The following is a 20,372-nucleotide window of genomic DNA, read 5'->3' as shown; positions in this document are numbered from 1 at the left end:
ACTCCGTAAGCTAGAGGCAAAAAAAACCTGACTTCAACAGTCAGGTAGCTAATTTAGCCGACACCAGGGAAAAACCTTTCCGGGCAGACGGGGCATAAAAAAAGCACTCGCTGTCCGGAAATTCTTACCAATTTAACACCCCCAATTTGTCCTTTCAAACCGTATGGCGTGCCATCCCGATAGCCAATCTCATGCATTTTCTTAAAGTTCAAACGCTTAGCCGTGAAATTCACTGATTAATTTTTTTTGATAAAAAGCACTGCAACAGTTTGGCTCCGTTACCTGTTCCTGATGATTTCAGCCCACGACCCTCGCAGATCGTTTACCTGTGGTGATGAAGAAAATCATCATGAGCCGTACGATTTACCTTCCCTCCTTTGCGCAGGCAGGTATCATAAAATGCTTCGCTGCGCGGCTACAGGGGTTGACTCTCTCTCCCTCGCCGACAGGCAACAGGATAGTAATAAATGTGGAGATACTATGAGTAAGTCGACGTCCGTATTGTTGTTTTCAGCCATCTTATTGGGTGCCGTGCCGCTGATGTCAACGGCCTTTGCCGCAGACGCGCAGCCTGTGCAGCCTCAGGCGACCCCGGACCAACAGGCGCCTGCCGCACAGTCCCCCGATCTTCAGGCCATTCCCGCACCGGCACCGCAGGGGCAAAAGCCTGCGCAGAGCCAGGACGGCGATAATACGGCGCAGCCCGATCCTGCACACCCTTATGAAATCACGTCCTTTTTTGCAGATTTCCAGCACTTTACACTCGGCAGCGTAGTACCGGACCGGTACCGTACCAAAAAATACGAGATTATCGACTGGAAAACCCGTCACCTTCCGGCACCGGACGAAGGGACCAGCTGGACCTATATGGGCGGAAACTACGTTTTGATTTCCAAAGAAGATGGCAAGATTGTAAAAGCAGAGTCGGGCGACATTTTCTACAAGCAGTAATCGCCCCACGCGGAAGCGATGCCGCCCCTCTCCCTTACTCTTCGCTTAGCGAAACCTGGCCCGCTGCGGTTAATGCGGGCCTTTAGCCGTGCCCGGAAGGCTGCGGGTCCTCTGACAGCGGGTATTTATTTTGCTGGAGCACAAACCAGGAGGGCGGAAAGTGCCAGGGTGCCTGGGTCAGATGGTCGATGCCGCGTTCAATAATGGTTGCCGCCTGCTGCCATAGATCACGATCGCCGGCGGTTAGCAGGGTGATCTGTACGCGCTTCTCAACCAGATAGACGCGGGCAAAATGGGCGTTAAATTGAATAATAGACCGGGTATTATCAATAATATCAGCAAGTTTTATGGTCTGCGCATCGGCTGATGCTTTTGCCGTATGGCGAAAGTGTGCAACCTTACGCGCCGCGCGATTTTTTGCCTGAGGCTGCGGCGCGTCTGTGAGCATTTCAACCAGACTGGCAACCTCGGGGCCAAAGTGGTTTTCGATATCGGCAAGCGTGCTGGGCGTATCCTCTACCGTGTCATGCAGCCAGGCGGCGGCCAGCATGACCTCGCTGTCGGTCACGCTGCGCACCCGTTCAACCACCGCAGCCGGATGCACAATGTAAGGCTCATCGGTGTATTTTCGTCGCTGCCCCGCCTCGGCATGGGCCTTAGTGGCATAACGTCTTGCCCGCTCTTCCAGTGAATGCATCGCCAGTTACCCCCAGAGATTAAAATTTGCTTGCAATTATGTAGTGTGCTATTTATATTTTTACCATGAATATCAAACAAGATGACAAAAAAGCGAAAGACACGCCACTGTTGCTCGATCAGCAGCTCTGTTTTGCGCTTTATTCCGCCAATCTGGCGCTGCATAAACTCTATCGCCAGCTCCTGACCCGGCTTGATATTACCTATCCGCAGTACCTGGTGATGCTGGTGCTGTGGGAGCGGGACGATGTCACCGTATCGGAAATTGGCGAGCGGCTGTTCCTGGACTCCGCCACGCTGACGCCGCTGCTGAAAAGGCTGGAAGCAGCCGGACTGCTGAACCGGCAGCGCTCGCGCAAGGATGAACGTCAGGTGGTGGTCACCCTGACCGAACAGGGCAAGGCATTACGCAATAAAGCGACGGGGATCCCGGAATCGGTGCTCTCTGCGTCATCCTGTGATGACGTGACGCTACAATCGCTGAAGCAGGATTTAGAAACCCTGAGGGATAACCTCAATGGGTGAGGTACTAAGTGTAACCCTCTCCTGAGTCTGTCGGCCAGATGACGCGTTTAACGTACTGGCCCGGATCCACGGAGGAGAGGCAACGGGATGCGCGTTATGCGCCATCCGGGTCTATAATAGTAAAAACTGGTTTATAAATCGTGCGCGATAGAATCGCACAACATATAAAATACCAACCCGCAGGAGTTTTATCATGTCTTTAGAAAAAGTCGTTTACCGTGCAAAAGCAAAAGCCACCGGTGGTCGTGATGGCCGCGCTACCTCTTCCGACAACGTACTGGATGTAAAACTGGGTGTGCCGAAAGAGATGGGCGGCGCGGGCGGAGAAGCCACTAACCCCGAGCAGCTGTTCGCGGCGGGCTACTCTGCCTGCTTCCTTGGCGCGATGAAATTTGTTGCGGGTCGCGACAAAATTGCCCTGCCTAAAGAAGCCTTCATTGAGGGCGAAGTCGGTATTGGTCCTATCCCAACCGGCTTCGGTATTGAAGCAAAACTGAACATTCATCTGGAAGGGATGGATGCAGCAGAGGCGAAGAAACTGGTCGACGCTGCGCATATTGTTTGCCCTTACTCTAATGCCACCCGCGGCAATATTGACGTGACGCTGAATATCATCAACTGATAGTTAGTGCTTACCAGGGCAGCGTCTGCTGCCCTGTATCGTTACTTTCTTTAACATAATTCTTTTCTTTTTCTCCTCGTTTATTTACTCAGCCCGACCAGACTTAACGGGCAAACGCGTTAAAACACGGTTTCCAACTCGTTCAGGAGATGAACATGATCAAGTCTCGTATTGCAGCTCTGCTGCTGGGTTCTCTGTTGGTCAGCGGCAGTACGCTGGCGGCAGACACCACCATTAAACCCACTCGCGGCACCATTGATTCCGTCAGCAACTCTGCCGTGCAGATAACCACCCGCCAGGGCGAGAAGCTGGATGTAAAAGTTACCGATCAAACCAAAGTCAACAGCGTCAGCAAAGCGCAGATGAGTGATATCAAGGCCGACAGCTATATCGGTACGGCCGCTGTGCCTATGGCAAACGGCGAGCTGAAAGCGCTGGAAGTTCACGTTTTTGCCCCGGATCTGCGCGGCAGCGGCGAAGGATTTAACCCCTTTGAATCCCCGGATGGCAAAATCAATACCATGACCAACGGCACCGTCGGCAAGCTGGTTAACAGCAATGGCCGTACGCTGACCGTTAAGGTTCACGACCAGGAAAAAACGGTCATCGTGCCTGACGATGTACCGGTGGTGCTGATTGAGCCGGGCAACCGCAGCCTGCTGAAAGCGGGCACCAAAGTTGTGCTGTTTGGCACCAAAGACGCGCAGGGCAACCTGGTGGCACGGGGCATCTCCGTGGGTAAAGATGGCCTGACGCCACCGATGTAACCCGGAGCGATTATGCCGAAATTAACCAGAAAACGCGTTCATCCCTGGCCGGTACGCCTGTGTCACTGGCTGAACGTGATGGTGATGGTCGGTATGGTAATGAGCGGGTGGGGCATCTATAACGCCTCACCGCTTTTCAGCTTCACCTTCCCAAAAGTGATGACCCTGGGCGGCTGGCTGGGCGGCAACATTGCCTGGCATCTGGCCGTCATGTGGCTGCTGTTTGCCAACGCCCTTTTTTACCTGATTTGGGGCGTAGTGAGTGGTCACTTCAAAAAGCGCTTTTTCCCGCTTTCTCTTACCCTGGCGATGAGTGAAATCGGTCTGGCCCTGCGTTTCAAACTTCCGCATCAGCAGGGTAAGTACAATGCCGTGCAGAAGCTCCTCTATGTCGCGGTGATCCTGCTGGGCGCGCTGCTGGTGCTCTCGGGTCTGTCGATATGGAAACCTGTGCAGCTAAGCTGGCTGGTGGCGCTGTTCGGTGGCTTCGATACTGCGCGTTACGTCCATTTTTTTGCCATGAGCGGCCTGATGCTGTTCGTGGTGGTTCATGTGGTTATGGTACTGCTGGTGCCGAAAACGCTGCCGGCGATGATTACCGGCGGTCGCGGGGAGGAGTCGGGCGATGAGTGAAAAACCAAAATTAATTCTTGAGCCGGACCAGCGCAAAAAGCTGGTGAATCTCGAGCGCCGTCTGCTGATCCGCTCCGGCCTGACGCTGGGCGCCGTTTCCATGCTGACCGGCTGTAATCTCCAGGACGGTGACCAGGTGGATAAGGTGCTGTGGGCGATGTCACGCTGGAACGACCGGGTTCAGGCCTGGCTGTTCAGCGGCAGCAGGCTGGCGCAAACTTACAGCGAATCCCAGATTACCCGCCCTTTCCGCTTCAACGCGTATTATCCCGAATATAACGTACCTGACATTGATATTGCCGACTATCGCCTGGAAGTGTCCGGTAAAGTTGAAAAGAAAGCGCCCTGGACGCTGGAGCAGTTGCAGCGTCTGCCGCAAACCGGGCAGATAACCCGCCTGATCTGTATTGAAGGCTGGAGCGCCATTGGTCAGTGGAGCGGCGTACCGCTGAAAATCTTTCTGCAGCACATCGGTGCCGATTTGACGGCAAAATACGTCGGTTTTAAATGCGATGATCGCTACTATTCCAGTCTGGATATGGCGACCGCGCTGCATCCGCAGACCATCCTTGCGCTCGATTTTGATAAAAAACCCCTGCCACCCGATTTTGGCTATCCGCTGCGCCTGCGCGTACCCACCAAGCTCGGCTTCAAGAATGCCAAACATATCGCGGCGATCTTTGTCACCAACGATAACCCCGGCGGCTACTGGGAAGACCAGGGCTACAACGGCTTTAGCGGCATTTAAAGGGCGGGTCTGGAACCGGGTGAGTCTCTGTCATCTCCCGATCGCTTTTAAGATAGAGCAAGCCATTAATACGAGGGTGCAGTGTGCCGGAAGCAGGAGAGCGCCATCACCAAAAAGATGCGTCTGTTGTCGTTATTGCGGCAGCATTGCATCAAAATACTTCATCTCTTCCTGGTAGTTTCTAACAAGATCCCGGCGTGCCTGCCCGGCGCCAGCAGACTACTCTGCGGCCAGAGGTTTATCGACCCGGCAGTCGAACTCTGTTGTAATGCGCTGGTCTGATTATCGTTTAAGAACTGTTTAGGTTACGCCAGGAAAAAAAGTTTAATGAATTATATAAAGTTACTTACGCAGCAAAAGCTCTCGCTTCTGCTGGCCTTTTACATCGGTATATTTCTTAATCTATCGGTGTTTTACCGTCGATTTGACCCGTTTCTGGCCCATTTTAAAGCCTCCCAGTGGCTGTCGGCCCTCGCCGAAGTCGCGGCGATCGTCCTGCTGACATTTTTTCTGCTGCGCCTGCTCTCGCTGGGTGGCCGGCTCTTCTGGCGGCTTACGGCCAGCGCGCTGCTGCTGATATCCGTAGCGTCCAGCTATTATATGAGTTTCTTCAATATCGTTATCGGCTATGGCATTGTCGCATCGGTCATGACCACCGATACCGACCTGTCAAAAGAGGTGATCGGCTACCACTTTATGCTGTGGATGGTGCTGGTCAGCGCGCTGCCCCTGCTGATGATCTGGCGAAACGCGCTGCGCTTTACGCTGCTCGAACAGCTCCAGACGCGCGGGCGGCGACTTGTTCCGCTGCTTACGCTGCTGCTGGCCGTCGCGCTGGTATGGCTGCCTATCCGCTATTTCGATAAGCAGCAAAACATTAATGAAAAACTGACCAATATCGATCTGCCGAGCTACGGCGGCGTGGTGGCGCACTCTTATCTGCCGTCAAACTGGCTCAGCGCGCTGGGGCTGTTTGCCTATACCAGCTTTGATGAGAAAATGGATAGCAAGGACCTGCTCGACCCGGCGAAGAAATTCACCTGGGTGGCACCCGCCGGACTGGATGATACCTACGTGGTCTTTGTGATAGGTGAAACCACCCGCTGGGATCATATGGGCATGCTGGGCTACGATCGCGACACCACGCCGAAGCTGTCGAAGGAGAAAAACCTCGTTGCCTTCCGTGGCGAGTCCTGCGATACCGCAACGAAGCTCTCCCTGCGCTGTATGTTTGTGCGTGAGGGGGGAACGGAAGAGGGGCCGGGCAGGACGCTGAAGGAACAAAACATTTTTGCCGTGCTGAAGGAACTGGGGTTCAGCTCTGAACTGTTCGCCATGCAGAGTGAAGTGTGGTTTTACAACAACACCAATGCGGATAACTTTGCATTCCGTGAGCAGATCGGTTCTGAAAAGCAGAACCAGGGCAAGTCGGTAGACGATATGCTGCTGGTGCCGGAGCTGCAAAAATCCCTTGACCGCCATCCACGGGGTAAGCATCTGGTGGTTTTACACACCAAAGGCTCACACTACCTCTATTCCCAGCGTTATCCGCGTGAGTTCGCCCGTTATCAGCCTGAGTGCATGGGCGTGGATGAAACCTGTAGTAAAGCGATGCTGATCAACGCTTTCGACAACTCCGTGCTCTACACGGATACCGTTCTGGATAGCGTTATTGACCGGCTACGGGACAAAAAAGCCATTATCTTCTATGCTGCCGACCACGGCGAATCCATCAGTGAAAATATGCATCTGCACGGCACACCGCGAAATATGGCGCCGCCGGAGCAGTTTCGCGTGCCGATGATTGTCTGGGCGTCGGATAAGTATCTGGCCGATGGCAATAATCAGCGTGCCTTTGAGCGTCTCCAGGCCCAGCAGCGCGCCGGGAAAACGCACCGCCAGGTTGAGCTATTCGACACCATTATGGGCTGTCTGGGCTATACCTCGCCGGATGGTGGCATAAAACAGAGCAATAACTGGTGTGCTGCCCCTGGCACAGCTGCACCCGCTGAAAATAAGCCCCAGGTGACCACTGCGGGATCCTAAGCGGGCGCTAATTAACGTCGTCCGTATCATCAGGGCGGGTGGGCATCAGCCACTCGCCTCCTGCCCGCACTTAATTTGCGCTGCGTTGCCCGAACCCGCGTTAATGGATTGTTGATCATTTCCTGAACCGATGTTGCAGCATATTTAGCTGCCCGCTGAGCCATAAGGAAAGGTTATCGTTCATAAAAGAGCCAATTCATGGTTTTTTTTAAAGGTTATTTTACGGTGAAACGTGCTGGCACCGCGACAGGCTTCCCCCACTTTGGCCTGTCTGAGCGCCGTTAGCCAGGGTATTCCGCTACATTTCTATCAGAATGCTTTTTTTTATATTTGCTTGCACTTACTCACACTCTGTGTAAATACCTGAGGGTTGTATTGACGTTCCCTGTAACTGTTGACAAATTGAAGCCTGAGTGAAAAAGGATGCAGATTTGTCTGATAGTGTTTCCTGCTTCAGCGTCCCCCATCCGGTTTCATCTCATCTGGGCCGACAGGCACCGCGCCATGCCATATTCAATAAAAAACAGGCAGGCGATAAGCACACAACACCACATCACTACTGGAGCAAAAGCATGAGTAATTCCCCGTCTAAGAGAGGGATGCTGAAGGTCGGTCTGAGTCTTATCGCTCTGACCGTTGCCGCTGGCGTGCAGGCTAAGACCCTGGTTTACTGTTCAGAAGGGTCTCCTGAAGGCTTCAACCCGCAGCTGTTTACCTCCGGCACGACCTATGACGCCAGTTCTGTTCCAATCTATAACCGCCTGGTCGAATTCAAAACCGGCACGACTGAACTTGTGCCGGGCCTGGCGGAAAAGTGGGATATCAGCGAGGATGGAAAAACCTATACCTTCCATCTGCGTAAAGGCGTGAAGTGGCAAACCACCAAAGACTTTAAACCCACCCGTGACTTCAACGCTGACGACGTGGTGTTCTCCTTTGAGCGCCAGCTGGATAAAAACAACAAATATCACGGCGTCTCCGGTGGTAATTACGAATATTTTGACGGCATGGACATGCCTAAACTCATCAGCAAAGTCGAGAAGGTGGATGACAACACCGTACGCTTCGTCCTGAACCGCGCTGAGTCGCCGCTCCTTGCGGATCTGGGCATGGACTTCGCCTCAATCTTGTCAGCGGAGTACGCGGACAATATGCTGAAAGCGGGCACCCCGGAAAAAATTGACCTCAACCCGGTCGGCACCGGCCCGTTCCAGCTGCTGCAATATCAGAAAGACTCCCGCATTCTCTACAAGGCTTTCGATCAATACTGGGGCACTAAGCCAAAAATCGACCGGCTGGTGTTCTCCATTACCCCCGATGCGTCGGTGCGCTATGCCAAGCTGCAGAAGGGTGAATGCCAGATCATGCCGTACCCTAATCCGGCGGATATCGCCCGCATGAAGGAAGATAAAAATATCAACCTGATGCAGATGCCAGGGTTGAACGTCGGCTATCTGGCGTTCAATACCGAGAAAAAACCGCTGGATAACCTGAAGGTGCGCCAGGCGCTGATTACCGCCGTCAACAAGCAGGCGATTATTGATGCGGTGTATCAGGGAGCAGGGCAGACCGCTAAAAATCTGATCCCGCCTACCATGTGGAGCTATAACGATGCGGTGCAGGATTACGCGTACGATCCGGCCAAAGCGAAAGCGCTGCTGAAAGAGGCCGGGATGCCAGATGGCTTCTCCATCGACCTGTGGGCGATGCCGGTGCAGCGCCCGTATAACCCGAACGCCCGCCGTATGGCCGAGATGATTCAGAACGACTGGGCGAAAATTGGCGTTAAGGCCAAAATCGTCACCTACGAGTGGGGCGAGTATCTGAAGCGCGCCAAGGCCGGTGAACACCAGACCGTGATGATGGGCTGGACCGGGGATAATGGGGATCCGGATAACTTCTTCGCCACCCTGTTCAGCTGTGCGGCGGCGAAGGATGGTTCTAACTACTCCCGCTGGTGCTACAAACCCTTTGAAGACCAGATTCAGCCAGCCCGTGCCGAGGCCGATCACAACAAGCGCATCGAGTATTACAAGCAGGCGCAGGTTGTGATGCATGACCAGGCACCGGCGCTGATTATCGCGCACTCAACGGTGTACGAGCCGGTCAGCAAAAAAGTCTCCGGCTACGTGGTCGATCCACTCGGTAAACATCACTTCGAGAACGTCGATATTCAGGAATAAAGGTTGGGCCGGTCCGCCGGCCCGGTTCCTGAACGCTTAAGGGCCGCGCCTGTCGGCCCAATTCCATTGCTGTATCGCTCGGAAGCAAAAATGGTAAAGGCGTCCTGCGGGACGTTGCGGTGAGGTTTACCCCGCCGCTGGATGTGAGCAAATATAATCCCTCCGGTCATGAGTCGGTGGGAACTGGTGAGAGTTATTATGCTTCAGTTCATACTCCGACGTTTGGGACTTGTCATCCCAACGTTTATTGGCATCACCCTGTTAACCTTCGCGTTTGTCCATATGATCCCCGGCGATCCGGTGCTAATTATGGCAGGCGAGCGCGGAATGTCTGCGGAACGTCACGCGCAGCTTATGGCCCAGATGGGTCTGGATAAGCCGCTGTGGCAGCAATATGTCTCCTACGTCTATGGCGTGCTCCATGGCGATCTGGGCATCTCCCTGAAAAGTCGTATCCCCGTCTGGCAGGAATTCGTTCCACGCTTCAAGGCGACCCTTGAGCTGGGCATCTGCGCCATGCTGTTTGCCGTGGCGGTGGGCATCCCGGTGGGCGTGCTGGCGGCGGTAAAACGCGGCTCCATTTTCGATCACACCGCCGTTGGCATCTCCCTGACCGGCTACTCCATGCCGATATTCTGGTGGGGAATGATGCTGATTATGCTGGTCTCGGTGCAGCTCAACCTGACGCCGGTATCCGGGCGCATTGGTGACACGGTCTTCCTGGACGACAGTAAACCGCTTACCGGTTTTATGCTGATCGACACCCTTTTCTGGGGCGAGGCCGGGGATTTCAAAGACGCCGTTATGCATATGATCCTGCCGGCCATTGTGCTCGGCACCATTCCGCTGGCGGTCATCGTGCGCATGACGCGTTCGGCCATGCTGGAGGTGTTGGGGGAGGACTATATTCGTACCGCACGTGCCAAGGGGCTGACCCCGATGCGCGTCATCGTGGTACACGCCCTGCGCAACGCGATGCTGCCCGTGGTCACCGTCATCGGTCTGCAGGTGGGTACGCTGCTGGCAGGCGCCATCCTGACCGAAACGATTTTCTCCTGGCCAGGGCTGGGTCGCTGGCTGATCGATGCGCTCCAGCGCCGCGACTACCCGGTTGTACAGGGGGGCGTACTGATGGTGGCGACGCTGATTATTCTGGTCAACCTGCTGGTTGATGTGCTTTACGGCGTGGTTAACCCGCGCATTCGTCACAGGAAATAGGGGGCCAGGATGTCAATTATCGATCCGGGCAGCGTACCCGCTGCACCCACGCCTATGACTCCTCCGCAGGAGTTCTGGCACTACTTTAAGCGTAATAAAGGTGCCGTCGTGGGCCTGGTTTACGTGGTTATCATGTTTCTTATCGCCATTTTTGCCAGCGTGCTTGCGCCCCATACCCCCTCGGAGCAGTTCCGCGACGCGCTGCTGCATCCGCCGGTCTGGCAGGCGGGCGGCAGCTGGCACTATATTCTTGGCACCGACGACGTCGGTCGTGACGTGCTCTCCCGCCTGATGTACGGCGCACGGCTGTCGCTGCTGGTGGGCTGTCTGGTGGTGGTGCTGTCGCTGATCTTCGGGGTGATTTTTGGCCTGATTGCGGGCTATATCGGTGGCGTCACCGATGCCATTATCATGCGCCTGGTCGATATTATGCTCGCGCTGCCCAGCCTGCTTCTGGCGCTGGTGCTGGTGGCGATTTTTGGCCCGTCGATCGTCAACGCCTCCATCGCGCTGACGTTTGTGGCGCTGCCGCACTATATCCGTCTGACCCGCGCGGCGGTGATGGTGGAGGTCAATCGCGACTACGTTACCGCCTCTAACGTGGCGGGCGCAGGTGCGATACGCCAGATGTTTATCAATATTCTGCCTAACTGCCTCGCCCCGCTGATTGTGCAGGCGTCGCTGGGCTTCTCCAACGCGATCCTCGACATGGCCGCGCTGGGCTTTCTGGGAATGGGTGCGCAGCCGCCGACGCCGGAGTGGGGCACCATGCTCTCCGACGTGTTGCAGTACGCGCAAAGTGCCTGGTGGGTGGTCACCTTTCCCGGTGTCGCGATCCTGCTGACGGTTCTGGCATTTAACCTGATGGGCGACGGCTTGCGTGACGCCCTCGACCCGAAACTCAAGCAGTAGAGGCATCCGATGGCATTATTAAATTTAGACCAACTGTCGGTCCACTTCGGCGACGCTAAGACGCCGTTTCGCGCGGTAGATCGCATCAGCTATCAGGTTGAACAGGGCCAGGTGGTGGGTATCGTCGGGGAATCCGGCTCCGGAAAATCGGTTAGCTCACTGGCGATCATGGGGCTGATTGACTACCCCGGCACCGTAAAGGCGGAAAAGCTGGAGTTTAACCAACGCGATCTGATGCGCATCTCCGAAAAGGAGCGCCGCCAGCTGGTGGGGTCAGAAGTGGCGATGATATTTCAGGATCCGATGACCAGCCTGAACCCGTGCTACACCGTCGGCTACCAGATTATGGAAGCGATTAAGGTGCATCAGGGGGGCAACCGCAGTACCCGCCGCCAGCGCGCTATCGATCTGCTGAATCAGGTGGGTATTCCCGACCCGTCATCGCGCCTTGACGTCTATCCGCACCAGCTCTCCGGCGGTATGAGCCAGCGCGTGATGATCGCCATGGCCATTGCCTGCCGTCCGAAGCTGCTGATTGCTGATGAGCCGACAACGGCGCTCGACGTGACCATTCAGGCGCAGATCATCGAGCTGCTGCTCGATCTTCAGCGTCAGGAGAATATGGCGCTGATCCTGATCACGCACGATCTGGCGCTGGTGGCCGAGGCCGCGCAGCATATCATCGTGATGTATGCCGGGCAGGTGGTGGAAACCGGTAAAGCAGTGGATATTTTTAAGGCGCCCCGTCATCCCTATACCCAGGCGCTGCTGCGCGCGCTGCCGGAGTTTGCGGCAGACAAAGCGCGGCTGGCCTCGCTCCCGGGCGTGGTACCGGGTAAATATGACCGACCAAACGGCTGCCTGCTTAATCCACGCTGCCCCTATGCTAACGACCGCTGCCGGGTTGAAGAGCCTGAACTACGTAATATTGCGGGGCGTCAGTCCAAATGTCATTACCCGCTGGACGATGCCGGGAGACCCACCTATGAAGCCTGAACAACATTCGACGCTGCTGATGCAGGCGATCGATCTGAAAAAACACTATCCGGTGAAGAAGGGACTGTTTGGCCAGGAGCGGCTGGTTAAAGCGCTGGACGGCGTCTCCTTTGACCTGGAGCGCGGTAAAACGCTGGCGGTCGTCGGTGAGTCCGGCTGCGGAAAATCGACGCTGGGTCGCCTGCTGACGATGATTGAAACGCCGACCGAAGGGCAGCTATTTTATCAGGGTCAGGATCTGCTCAGGCACGATCCGCACGCGCAAAAGCTGCGTCGCCAGAAGATCCAGATCGTTTTTCAGAATCCCTATGGATCGCTGAACCCGCGTAAGAAAGTGAGCCAGATCCTGGAGGAGCCGCTGCTGATTAACACCGGCCTGAACAAAGCTGAGCGCCGCGACAAGGTGCTGGCGATGATGGCGAAGGTGGGGCTGAAAACCGAGCATTACGATCGTTATCCGCATATGTTCTCCGGCGGGCAGCGCCAGCGTATCGCGATCGCCAGGGGGCTGATGCTGGATCCGGACGTGCTGATTGCCGATGAGCCGGTATCGGCGCTGGATGTCTCCGTGCGCGCCCAGGTGCTGAACCTGATGATGGATTTGCAGCAGGAACTTGGCCTCTCCTATGTATTTATCTCCCACGATCTCTCCGTGGTGGAGCACATTGCGGATGAGGTAATGGTGATGTACCTGGGACGCTGCGTGGAGCGCGGCAGTAAAGCCGCGATTTTTGCCAATCCGCGCCACCCCTATACACAGGCCCTGCTTTCCGCTACGCCGCGTCTGAACCCGGACGAGCGCCGCGAACGTATCAAGCTGACCGGCGAGCTGCCCAGCCCGCTGAATCCGCCGCCGGGTTGCGCATTCAATGCCCGCTGCCACCGTCGGTTTGGTCCCTGCACCCAGTTTCAGCCCAGCCTGAAGCAGTACGGGGATCAGCAGATCGCCTGCTTCGCCGTGGACAGGGATGAAGGCCAGCCGATCCCCGGCTGACAGGAAAAACCGGCGCAGACGATAAAGGTTCTGCGTCGGTTCTCATTAGTAAAAATAAAGCATTCGCGAAGCGGGATGACGACTCGCCCTGATCCTGGCCCGGCGGCAGAAAGGTTAAGGTAAATAATTACCTGGGTAAAATAAATGCGCTAAGCCAAATAATCTTAAGATCATTCTTCCGCCTGAATAATCCGGTTTTCAATTTTTACTATATAGTTAATTATTCAGCAAACTGATGTAATACAGGCGGCAAGAAGATTCTGATGCAAATAAAAATTGTATGTTATATTGCCGCGAAATTTCCTAATCAGCGCGGCAATTCCTATGAAAAGCTATGATGACCTGCAGCGTTTTAAAGAAAAAACGCAAACTAACCATATAGAATTCAAGGATATGTCCGACCAAACGCGGCATGCCGATAATACGAACTGGTCGATCATCCGGCAGTTAATGTCCGGGAGCGCAGAGTCCTCGCTGGGCAACGGTCAGCGTATTGACGTTGTTGTGCCGCAGCCCGCCGACGCACGGGCGTTTAGTCCGGCCAGCGTACCACCGCAAACTTTATCCGTGCAGGCTGCCCAGCCCGTATTACCGTCGCAAAACGCGCCAGCGCGGGCTGGACAGTCGGGGCTGTCACCGTTGCTCAACGCGCCAGCACAGGCTGGACAGCCGGTGCTGTCTCAACTGCTCAACGCGCCAGCACAGGCGGGGCAGCCGGAGTTATCACCGCCGCCCGCGCAGCAGCAGAGCGTGGCAGTATTTGCCGCCGCAAAGCCCGCCGCTCAGCCGGGAGGTTCGCTGCTTGACAATATTTCAGCCCTGCTCGGTCCGGCTGAACCGGCGTTGCAGCCACCCAACACACAGGATCTGGCCGCTGGCACGCAGCCTCCGTTTTCTACCGCTGACACCCAGCCCGCTGGCACGCAGCCTCCGTTTTCTACCGCTCAGACCCAGCCTGCTGGCACGCAGCCTCCGTTTTCTACTGCGCAGACTCTTGCCGCTGCTATGCAGACGCCGTTTTCTCGCACTCAGCCTCAGAGCGCAGCCGTTCCGCAGACGGAGCAGGCGCGCTTTAAACAGTTATTCAGCGCTACGCCTGCTGCATCGGCGGGACTGTTATCGAAAGACACCTTGCTACAACCCCTGCTGGAGAGAATCGCCTCATGCCGTTAGTTTGTGTTTGTTCTCCTAAGGGCGGCGTGGGTAAAACCACCCTGGCTGCCAATCTGGCCTATACGCTGGCCCGTGCGGGCAGCAAAGTGCTGGCCATAGATTTTGATGTGCAAAACGCCCTGCGCCTGCATTTTGGTGTGCCCCTGTCTGACGGGCGCGGTTTTGTGGCCAAATCGGCCGATGCGCCGGACTGGAGCCAGTCGATCCTCACCACCGGCGGCAATATTTTTGTTATGCCCTATGGGGAAGTGACAGAAGAGCAGCGTATCACCTTTGAACATAACCTGACCCACGACGCCAACTTTCTTATCCGCGGTCTGCACAGCGTGCTTAACTACCCTGGCCTGGTGATTGTGGCCGATTTTCCGCCCGGCCCTGGCCCTGCATTAAAGGCAATGTCAGCGCTTGCCGACCTGCATCTGGTGGTATTACTGGCCGATACCGCGTCGCTGTCACTGCTGCCACAAATCGAAAATGACAAAATGATTGGCGGCGCGCTTAACCATCGTGCGGGGCACTATTTTGTCCTGAACCAGAGCGACAGCCGCCGTAATATCAGCCGTGACGTCACCGCTTTTATGCAGCAGCGGCTTGGCGACAGGTTATTAGGCGTGATCAACCGCGATGAAAGCGTAGCGGAAGCCAATGCTTCACAGCAGTCTGTTTTTGAATTTAGTCCGGTTTCCAGCGCAGCCTTTGATATTGAAATTATCAGCAAACGCATTGCCGCACTGCTTAATATCACCGTCGGCGACGGTGAAATGCACGCTCCGCTACGATAGCGCACGCAGCACGGCACTAAAGGCAGGGAAAGCCGACATCCCGTGGCGTGCCTGCGCTACGACACAGAATAATAGTTTCGTTTCCAGGATGACTTATGAAAAAAGGCCTGTACTACCTTCTGCTACTGGTGTTATTTCCGCTGGCCGCAGTGATTGTGATCACGCCTATGGACAGCCAGAAGCAGTATATTTTTGGCCTGATCGGCATCGCGATTTTATTTATGTTGGGCTTCAGCAAAAGCCGCAACGTCTCTATGGTCATGGTGTTTCTTTCTGCCCTGATGTCAACGCGTTATATATACTGGCGCGCGACGCAGACGCTGGCGTTTAATTCGGAAGTGGAAGCCATTCTGGGTATTGGTTTATTTATTGCCGAGCTGTATGTCTGGTTAATCCTCATTCTGGGCTACCTGCAAACATCATGGCCGCTAAAGCGAACCATTGAGCCAATGCCTGATGATATTCGCCTGTGGCCGACGGTAGATATCTATGTCCCCAGCTATAACGAAAGTCTCGACGTGGTGCGTGATACGGTGCTGGCCGCGCAGTGCATTGATTATCCGCGCGATAAAATCAAAATTTACCTGCTGGATGACGGCAAGCGTAGTGAATTCGCCGTTTTTGCCGCCGATGCTGGCGTCGGTTATATCACCCGCGATGATAACCGCCACGCCAAGGCAGGCAATCTTAACCATGCGATGCACATCACCAAAGGCGAACTGATCACCGTTTTTGACTGCGACCACGTGGCGACCCGCGCTTTCCTGCAGGCGACCGTCGCGCCCTTTCTGAAAGATCCCAAACTGGCGCTGCTGCAAACGCCGCACTACTTCTATTCGCCCGATCCTTTTGAACGCAATCTCAAAGCGGCGCGTGAAATCCCTAACGAAGGCGCGCTCTTTTACGGCCCGGTGCAGCAGGGGAATGATAACTGGAATGCCACCTTTTTCTGCGGCTCCTGCGCGGTGATCCGCCGTTCAGCGCTGGAAGAAATCGGTGGCTTTGCGACTGAGACGGTGACCGAAGATGCGCATACCGCGCTGAAAATGCAGCGCCGTGGCTGGAAGTCAGCCTTTCTTGCGCTGCCGCTGGCGGCAGGGCTGGCGACCGAGCGTCTCGGCCTGCATGTGGTGCAGCGTACCCGCTGGGCGCGCGGCATGACGCAGATTTTTCGCGTTGATAATCCCCTGCTGGGGCGCGGTCTGAAGTGGCAGCAGCGGCTGTGCTATCTCAATGCCATGCTGCACTTTCAGTTTGGCCTGCCGCGCGTGATCTTCCTGACCGCGCCGCTGGCTTACCTGCTGTTTAACCTGAATATTATTCACTCTTCGGCCAGCCTGATTTTTGCCTACGTATTGCCGCACCTGTTTATGTCGCTCTACGTTAACTCGCGCATGAATGGCCGCTTTCGCGCCACCTTCTGGGGTGAAATCTACGAAACGGTAATGGCGTTCCACCTGATTATCCCCACCCTGCTGACGATGATTTCACCGAAGCATGGCAAGTTTAACGTGACGGATAAAGGCGGGCTGCTGGATGTGGGCTTCTTCGACTTTAATATTGTGCGTCCGCACGTTATCTGCGCCACCCTGCTGTTTATTGGCGTGGTCTACGGCATTGTGCGCGCCGTGGCCCATGACTATTTTGGCGTCGATCCCTGGGTTATCGCGTTAAACGTCGGCTGGGCGATATTCAGCCTGATTATCCTGATGGCGGCCATTGCCGTCGCCCGTGAAACGAAGCAAACGCGTAAAACCATCCGCGTCGCGGTGACGCTGCCGGTGATACTCCACTACGCCAGCGGCATCAGCTCGCGCAGCAAGACGGTCAATCTGTCGATGGGCGGGGCGCAGGTTATCGCCCCGGACAGCCGTCATGAAAGTGACGCTATTGAAGCGATAGATCTGATGCTACAGTCCGGGGCGATCTCTATCCCGGTGGGGATTATCGGCGCAGAAAAGGACGTTATTCGCCTGCAGTTTGATGAAATTCCCCTTTCACGCCGCCGTGAACTGGTACGCGTGGTGCTCTCCCGCGCGGATGCCTGGATTCGGCCTGAGGGGCCAAAAGATAAACCGCTGCGTTCGCTGCTGACCATCATTCGTACCGTATTCGAACTGTTCTGGCTGACCTGGAAAGACCGACGCAATAAAGATCAACGTCCGGCCGCTAAGGCTGAAGAGGATGGCGTAGCATGAAGCGACTGATATCTGCACTCTGCGTTGGGGGTCTGTTGACCCTGAACAGCGTATGGGCTGCGCCTGACAGCGTCACGCAGGATAGCGGTGCGCTATCAAGCATTCCTCCGCCTGCCGACGTCAGTACCCCGGCAGCGCAGTCCAGTGCTGACGCAGCGCAGCCCAGTGCGAACGCGGTACAGAACGGCGGCCAGCCGCAGAGCAGCGCGACTCCATCTGTGGATACTGCGCCACTCTCGCAGAACAGCGCGACTCCATCTGTGGATGCCGCGGCACTCCCGCAGAGCAGCGCGGCTCCATCTGTGGCTGCTGCGCCACTCTCGCAGAGCAGCGCGACAGACGCGGGGATGCAGCCTGCCGCCACGCCGATGCAAAAGAGTCAGCCGCCCGTGATGAATACCGGGCAGCCGCAGGCAGTCGAGCCTGTGCAGTCAACACCGAACGGTAGCGCAACCCAGGCTGTGCCAGCGGGCATGCCACCGACCGAGAGTGCAACCCAGGCTGTGCCAGCGGGCATGCCACCGACCGAGAGTGCAACCCAGGCTGCGCCAGCGGGCATGACACCGACTGAGAGTGCAACCCCGGCTGCGCCAGCGGGCATGACACCGACCGAGAGTGCAAACCAGTCCGCCCCAGCCGACGCGGCACCGACTGACAGCGCGCAGCCCTCCGCGCAGGCGAGCTCTTCCCCGCTACCCGCTGGCTTGCCGCCGCTGCCGCCCGTGGATTCCGCCGCGCCGCCCGCGAGCAGCCTGATTATCAACCAGCCGCTCTCCACCACCGTGACGGTCGGACAGATGGGCCAGCCCAGAGGAATGCTGCTGACCGGCAGGCAGCTACAGTCCGGGATTGTTTTCACGCTGCCAGCGGATGAAGTGGTCACGAATGCGCGAATGAATCTGTCGCTTCGGGTTTCGCCCGCGCTGGCCGCCCGCAACACCTCGCTCCAGCTGATGCTCAATGGCCAGCCGCTGGGCACGCTGCCGTTAAGCGCCTCAGACAGCGCCAGCCAGGATTATCAGCTGGATATTCCTGCGGCGATGGTGGTTTCCAGCAATAACCTGAGCTTCAAAATCAATGAGGCCGACCAGCTGCTGTGCGAACGCGACAGCGGCAGCCTTTACCAGCTCACTATCCTGCCAAATTCGACGCTGTCGCTGGACGGGCAGCAGTTGAATATCGGCAACAGGTTGAGCAACTTCCCGCGTCCGTTTATCGATCCGCTGCGTATGACGCCCTCCAGCGTTTCAATGATCTTCGGCCAGCAGATTACCCCGGGGGAGGTCAGCGCGGCGGCCACCGTCGCCTCCTGGCTTGGTATACAAACCGACTATCGCGGCATCGACTTTCCTGTCGTTCGTAACGATCTGCCGGAAAAAAACGGCTTTGTTTTCGCCAGCCCCGGCGAGGTCATTGGTGGCCTGGTCGTTCCCCGCGTCTCAGGCCCCACGCTACAGATGGTCGACAACCCGCTTAACCCGGTTTACAAGCTGATGCTGGTGATCGGCAACAGCGACGAGGAGCTGCGCCAGGCCGCCTGGCGACTGACGCAGCCGCTGGACATGGACGCCTCGACGCTGGCCGTCGGGGTGCAGAACCTGCCGCTGCGCAAAGCCTGGGACGCCCCGCGCTGGATCAGAACCGATCGGCCGGTTCGCCTCGGTGAGCTGCTGCGTAAGGATCAAAGCCTGACCACCACCGGCATTGGGCACGATGCGCTGCGGGTAAACTTTCGGGCAGCGCCCGATCTGTTCCTCTGGGATGGCGATACGCTGCCGATCCAGGTGAACTACCGTTTCCCGTCCGAAAGCTGGATTGACGAGGATAAATCCTGGCTTAACGTCAGCCTGAACGGCACTTTTCTGCGCAGCCTGACCGTGAATAAGGTCGGCCTGCTGGAGAATATCTGGCACCGCCTGGGCGGGGATGCGCGGCTGGAAGAATATACCCTTAAACTCGATCCCTACCTGATTTACGGCGACAACCAGCTGCAGTTTTACTTCAACATCGCGCCAAAGGCCTCCGCGCCCTGTAGCGTGTTGACCAGTAATAACATTAAGAGCCATATCGAGGATGACGCTTATATCGATCTGAGCCATACCCGTCACTTTGCCCTGCTGCCCAATCTCTCCTATTTTGTCGGCGCATCCTTCCCGTTTAGCCGGTTTGCCGACTATTCACAGACCGTACTGATGCTCCCTCCGGCACCGGGCAACGCTGAAATTAGCACCCTGCTGGATATGGCCGGACGTTCGGGGAATGCCACCGGCGTGGCGCTGAGCAATAATGTGGTGATGTTCGGCTTGCCAAAGGACGGTCAGCGTGATGAACGGCTGCATAACAGCGACGTGCTGGCGGTATCGACCCTGACGCAAACGGACTTCAATCAGTCCATGCTGGAAGGGACGCGCTACAGGATAAACGGGCACCAGCTGGGGGTAGCAGAACCTGGGCTGCTGGATAACCTGCGCAGCTGGCTGACCGGTGACTGGTTTGGTCAGGCGGTTGATGCCGATCGCTATCTCTCTTCAAACGACGCCTGGCGCGGATTTATCAGCTATCGCTCACCCTGGAACAGTACGCGGCTGGTGGTGATGACGATGGCAACCAATGATAGCCAGCTTGCCCGGCTGCACGAGGATCTGACCCTGCCGCGCATTAACGCCGGTATAAGGGGCGATACGGCAATCATCACCGATGAAAACGGCATCCGCAGCTTTCGCGTTGGCGCACAGTTTCCGAGCGGTCAGATGCCGTGGTACATGATGGTCGTATGGTATGCCAGCCAGCACGCGGTCGTGCTGGCGGTACTGGCGCTGCTGCTCTGTGTGGCGGTGGGACTCAGTACCTGCGCACTGCTCAGGCGTCACGCCTGGAAACGCCTGAACCCACAGCAGGACGCCCGCTCCTCTGGCGAGAAGAAGTGAA

The 20,372-nt window shown here is 56.4% G+C and carries 17 protein-coding genes; 16 read left to right on the top strand and 1 reads right to left on the bottom strand.

Annotation, left to right across the window (positions count from 1 at the left end; all coding sequences use genetic code 11):
• Positions 1-480: 480 nt before the first annotated feature.
• A complete protein-coding gene (locus A1830_RS23740) occupies positions 481-951 on the top strand; it encodes an RcnB family protein (protein ID WP_067700368.1) in 471 nt (156 codons plus the stop codon).
• 82 nt (positions 952-1,033) lie between these two features.
• On the opposite strand, the gene A1830_RS00890 is transcribed toward A1830_RS23740, so the two are convergent.
• Positions 1,034-1,648, bottom strand: a complete 615-nt coding sequence (locus A1830_RS00890; protein ID WP_067700365.1) for an HD domain-containing protein — start codon at positions 1,646-1,648, stop codon at positions 1,034-1,036.
• A 65-nt stretch (positions 1,649-1,713) separates the two neighbouring features.
• Here A1830_RS00890 and A1830_RS00885 point away from each other — a divergent pair, with 65 nt between their 5' ends.
• The 15 genes from A1830_RS00885 to bcsB all read left to right on the top strand — a co-directional run bounded on the left by A1830_RS00885 (position 1,714) and on the right by bcsB (position 20,371).
• Positions 1,714-2,172, top strand: a complete 459-nt coding sequence (locus A1830_RS00885; protein WP_067700362.1) for a MarR family winged helix-turn-helix transcriptional regulator — start codon at positions 1,714-1,716, stop codon at positions 2,170-2,172.
• 193 nt (positions 2,173-2,365) lie between these two features.
• Complete coding sequence (locus tag A1830_RS00880) at positions 2,366-2,794, top strand: organic hydroperoxide resistance protein (RefSeq protein WP_067700358.1); 429 nt, start codon at positions 2,366-2,368, stop codon at positions 2,792-2,794.
• Between the two features lie 155 nt (positions 2,795-2,949).
• Positions 2,950-3,561 (top strand): hypothetical protein, encoded by a 612-nt coding sequence (locus A1830_RS00875; protein WP_067700355.1) that lies wholly within the window; start codon positions 2,950-2,952, stop codon positions 3,559-3,561.
• Positions 3,562-3,573: 12 nt separating this feature from the next.
• A complete protein-coding gene (locus tag A1830_RS00870; RefSeq protein WP_067700352.1) occupies positions 3,574-4,194 on the top strand; it encodes a cytochrome b/b6 domain-containing protein in 621 nt (206 codons plus the stop codon).
• Positions 4,187-4,942 (top strand): molybdopterin-dependent oxidoreductase, encoded by a 756-nt coding sequence (locus A1830_RS00865; RefSeq protein WP_067700349.1) that lies wholly within the window; start codon positions 4,187-4,189, stop codon positions 4,940-4,942. The genes A1830_RS00870 and A1830_RS00865 overlap by 8 nt, the downstream gene beginning before the upstream one ends.
• A gap of 327 nt (positions 4,943-5,269) precedes the next feature.
• Complete coding sequence (gene eptB / locus A1830_RS00860; RefSeq protein WP_067700346.1) at positions 5,270-6,988, top strand: kdo(2)-lipid A phosphoethanolamine 7''-transferase; 1,719 nt, start codon at positions 5,270-5,272, stop codon at positions 6,986-6,988.
• Positions 6,989-7,560: 572 nt separating this feature from the next.
• Positions 7,561-9,171, top strand: coding sequence for a dipeptide ABC transporter periplasmic-binding protein DppA (gene dppA, locus A1830_RS00855; protein WP_067700343.1), 1,611 nt, complete (start codon positions 7,561-7,563; stop codon positions 9,169-9,171).
• A gap of 198 nt (positions 9,172-9,369) precedes the next feature.
• Positions 9,370-10,389, top strand: a complete 1,020-nt coding sequence (gene dppB / locus A1830_RS00850) for a dipeptide ABC transporter permease DppB (RefSeq protein ID WP_067700340.1) — start codon at positions 9,370-9,372, stop codon at positions 10,387-10,389.
• Between the two features lie 9 nt (positions 10,390-10,398).
• The gene (gene dppC, locus A1830_RS00845) at positions 10,399-11,301 is read left to right on the top strand and encodes a dipeptide ABC transporter permease DppC (protein WP_067700337.1); all 903 of its coding nucleotides are present in this window, start codon (positions 10,399-10,401) and stop codon (positions 11,299-11,301) included.
• A gap of 9 nt (positions 11,302-11,310) precedes the next feature.
• A complete protein-coding gene (dppD, locus tag A1830_RS00840; RefSeq protein WP_067700335.1) occupies positions 11,311-12,297 on the top strand; it encodes a dipeptide ABC transporter ATP-binding protein in 987 nt (328 codons plus the stop codon).
• Entirely contained in the window at positions 12,287-13,291 is a 1,005-nt protein-coding gene (gene dppF, locus A1830_RS00835) for a dipeptide ABC transporter ATP-binding subunit DppF (RefSeq protein ID WP_067700332.1), read from the top strand. Before dppD ends, dppF begins: the two co-directional genes overlap by 11 nt.
• Before the next feature lie 324 nt (positions 13,292-13,615).
• On the top strand, positions 13,616-14,464 hold the full coding sequence (gene bcsO, locus A1830_RS00830) for a cellulose biosynthesis protein BcsO (RefSeq protein WP_067700328.1): 849 nt from the start codon (positions 13,616-13,618) through the stop codon (positions 14,462-14,464).
• On the top strand, positions 14,455-15,246 hold the full coding sequence (bcsQ, locus tag A1830_RS00825) for a cellulose biosynthesis protein BcsQ (RefSeq protein ID WP_067700324.1): 792 nt from the start codon (positions 14,455-14,457) through the stop codon (positions 15,244-15,246). The genes bcsO and bcsQ overlap by 10 nt, the downstream gene beginning before the upstream one ends.
• Before the next feature lie 95 nt (positions 15,247-15,341).
• Entirely contained in the window at positions 15,342-17,444 is a 2,103-nt protein-coding gene (bcsA, locus tag A1830_RS00820) for a UDP-forming cellulose synthase catalytic subunit (RefSeq protein WP_067700320.1), read from the top strand.
• Positions 17,441-20,371 (top strand): cellulose biosynthesis cyclic di-GMP-binding regulatory protein BcsB, encoded by a 2,931-nt coding sequence (gene bcsB, locus A1830_RS00815; protein ID WP_231877544.1) that lies wholly within the window; start codon positions 17,441-17,443, stop codon positions 20,369-20,371. Before bcsA ends, bcsB begins: the two co-directional genes overlap by 4 nt.
• Position 20,372: the final 1 nt, after the last annotated feature.

The organism is Erwinia sp. ErVv1 (assembly GCF_900068895.1).
Taxonomy (GTDB): Bacteria; Pseudomonadota; Gammaproteobacteria; order Enterobacterales; family Enterobacteriaceae; genus Erwinia.
The sequence above is the reverse complement of the archived record's forward strand: the minus strand, read 5'-3'. Positions and strand labels throughout refer to the sequence as shown.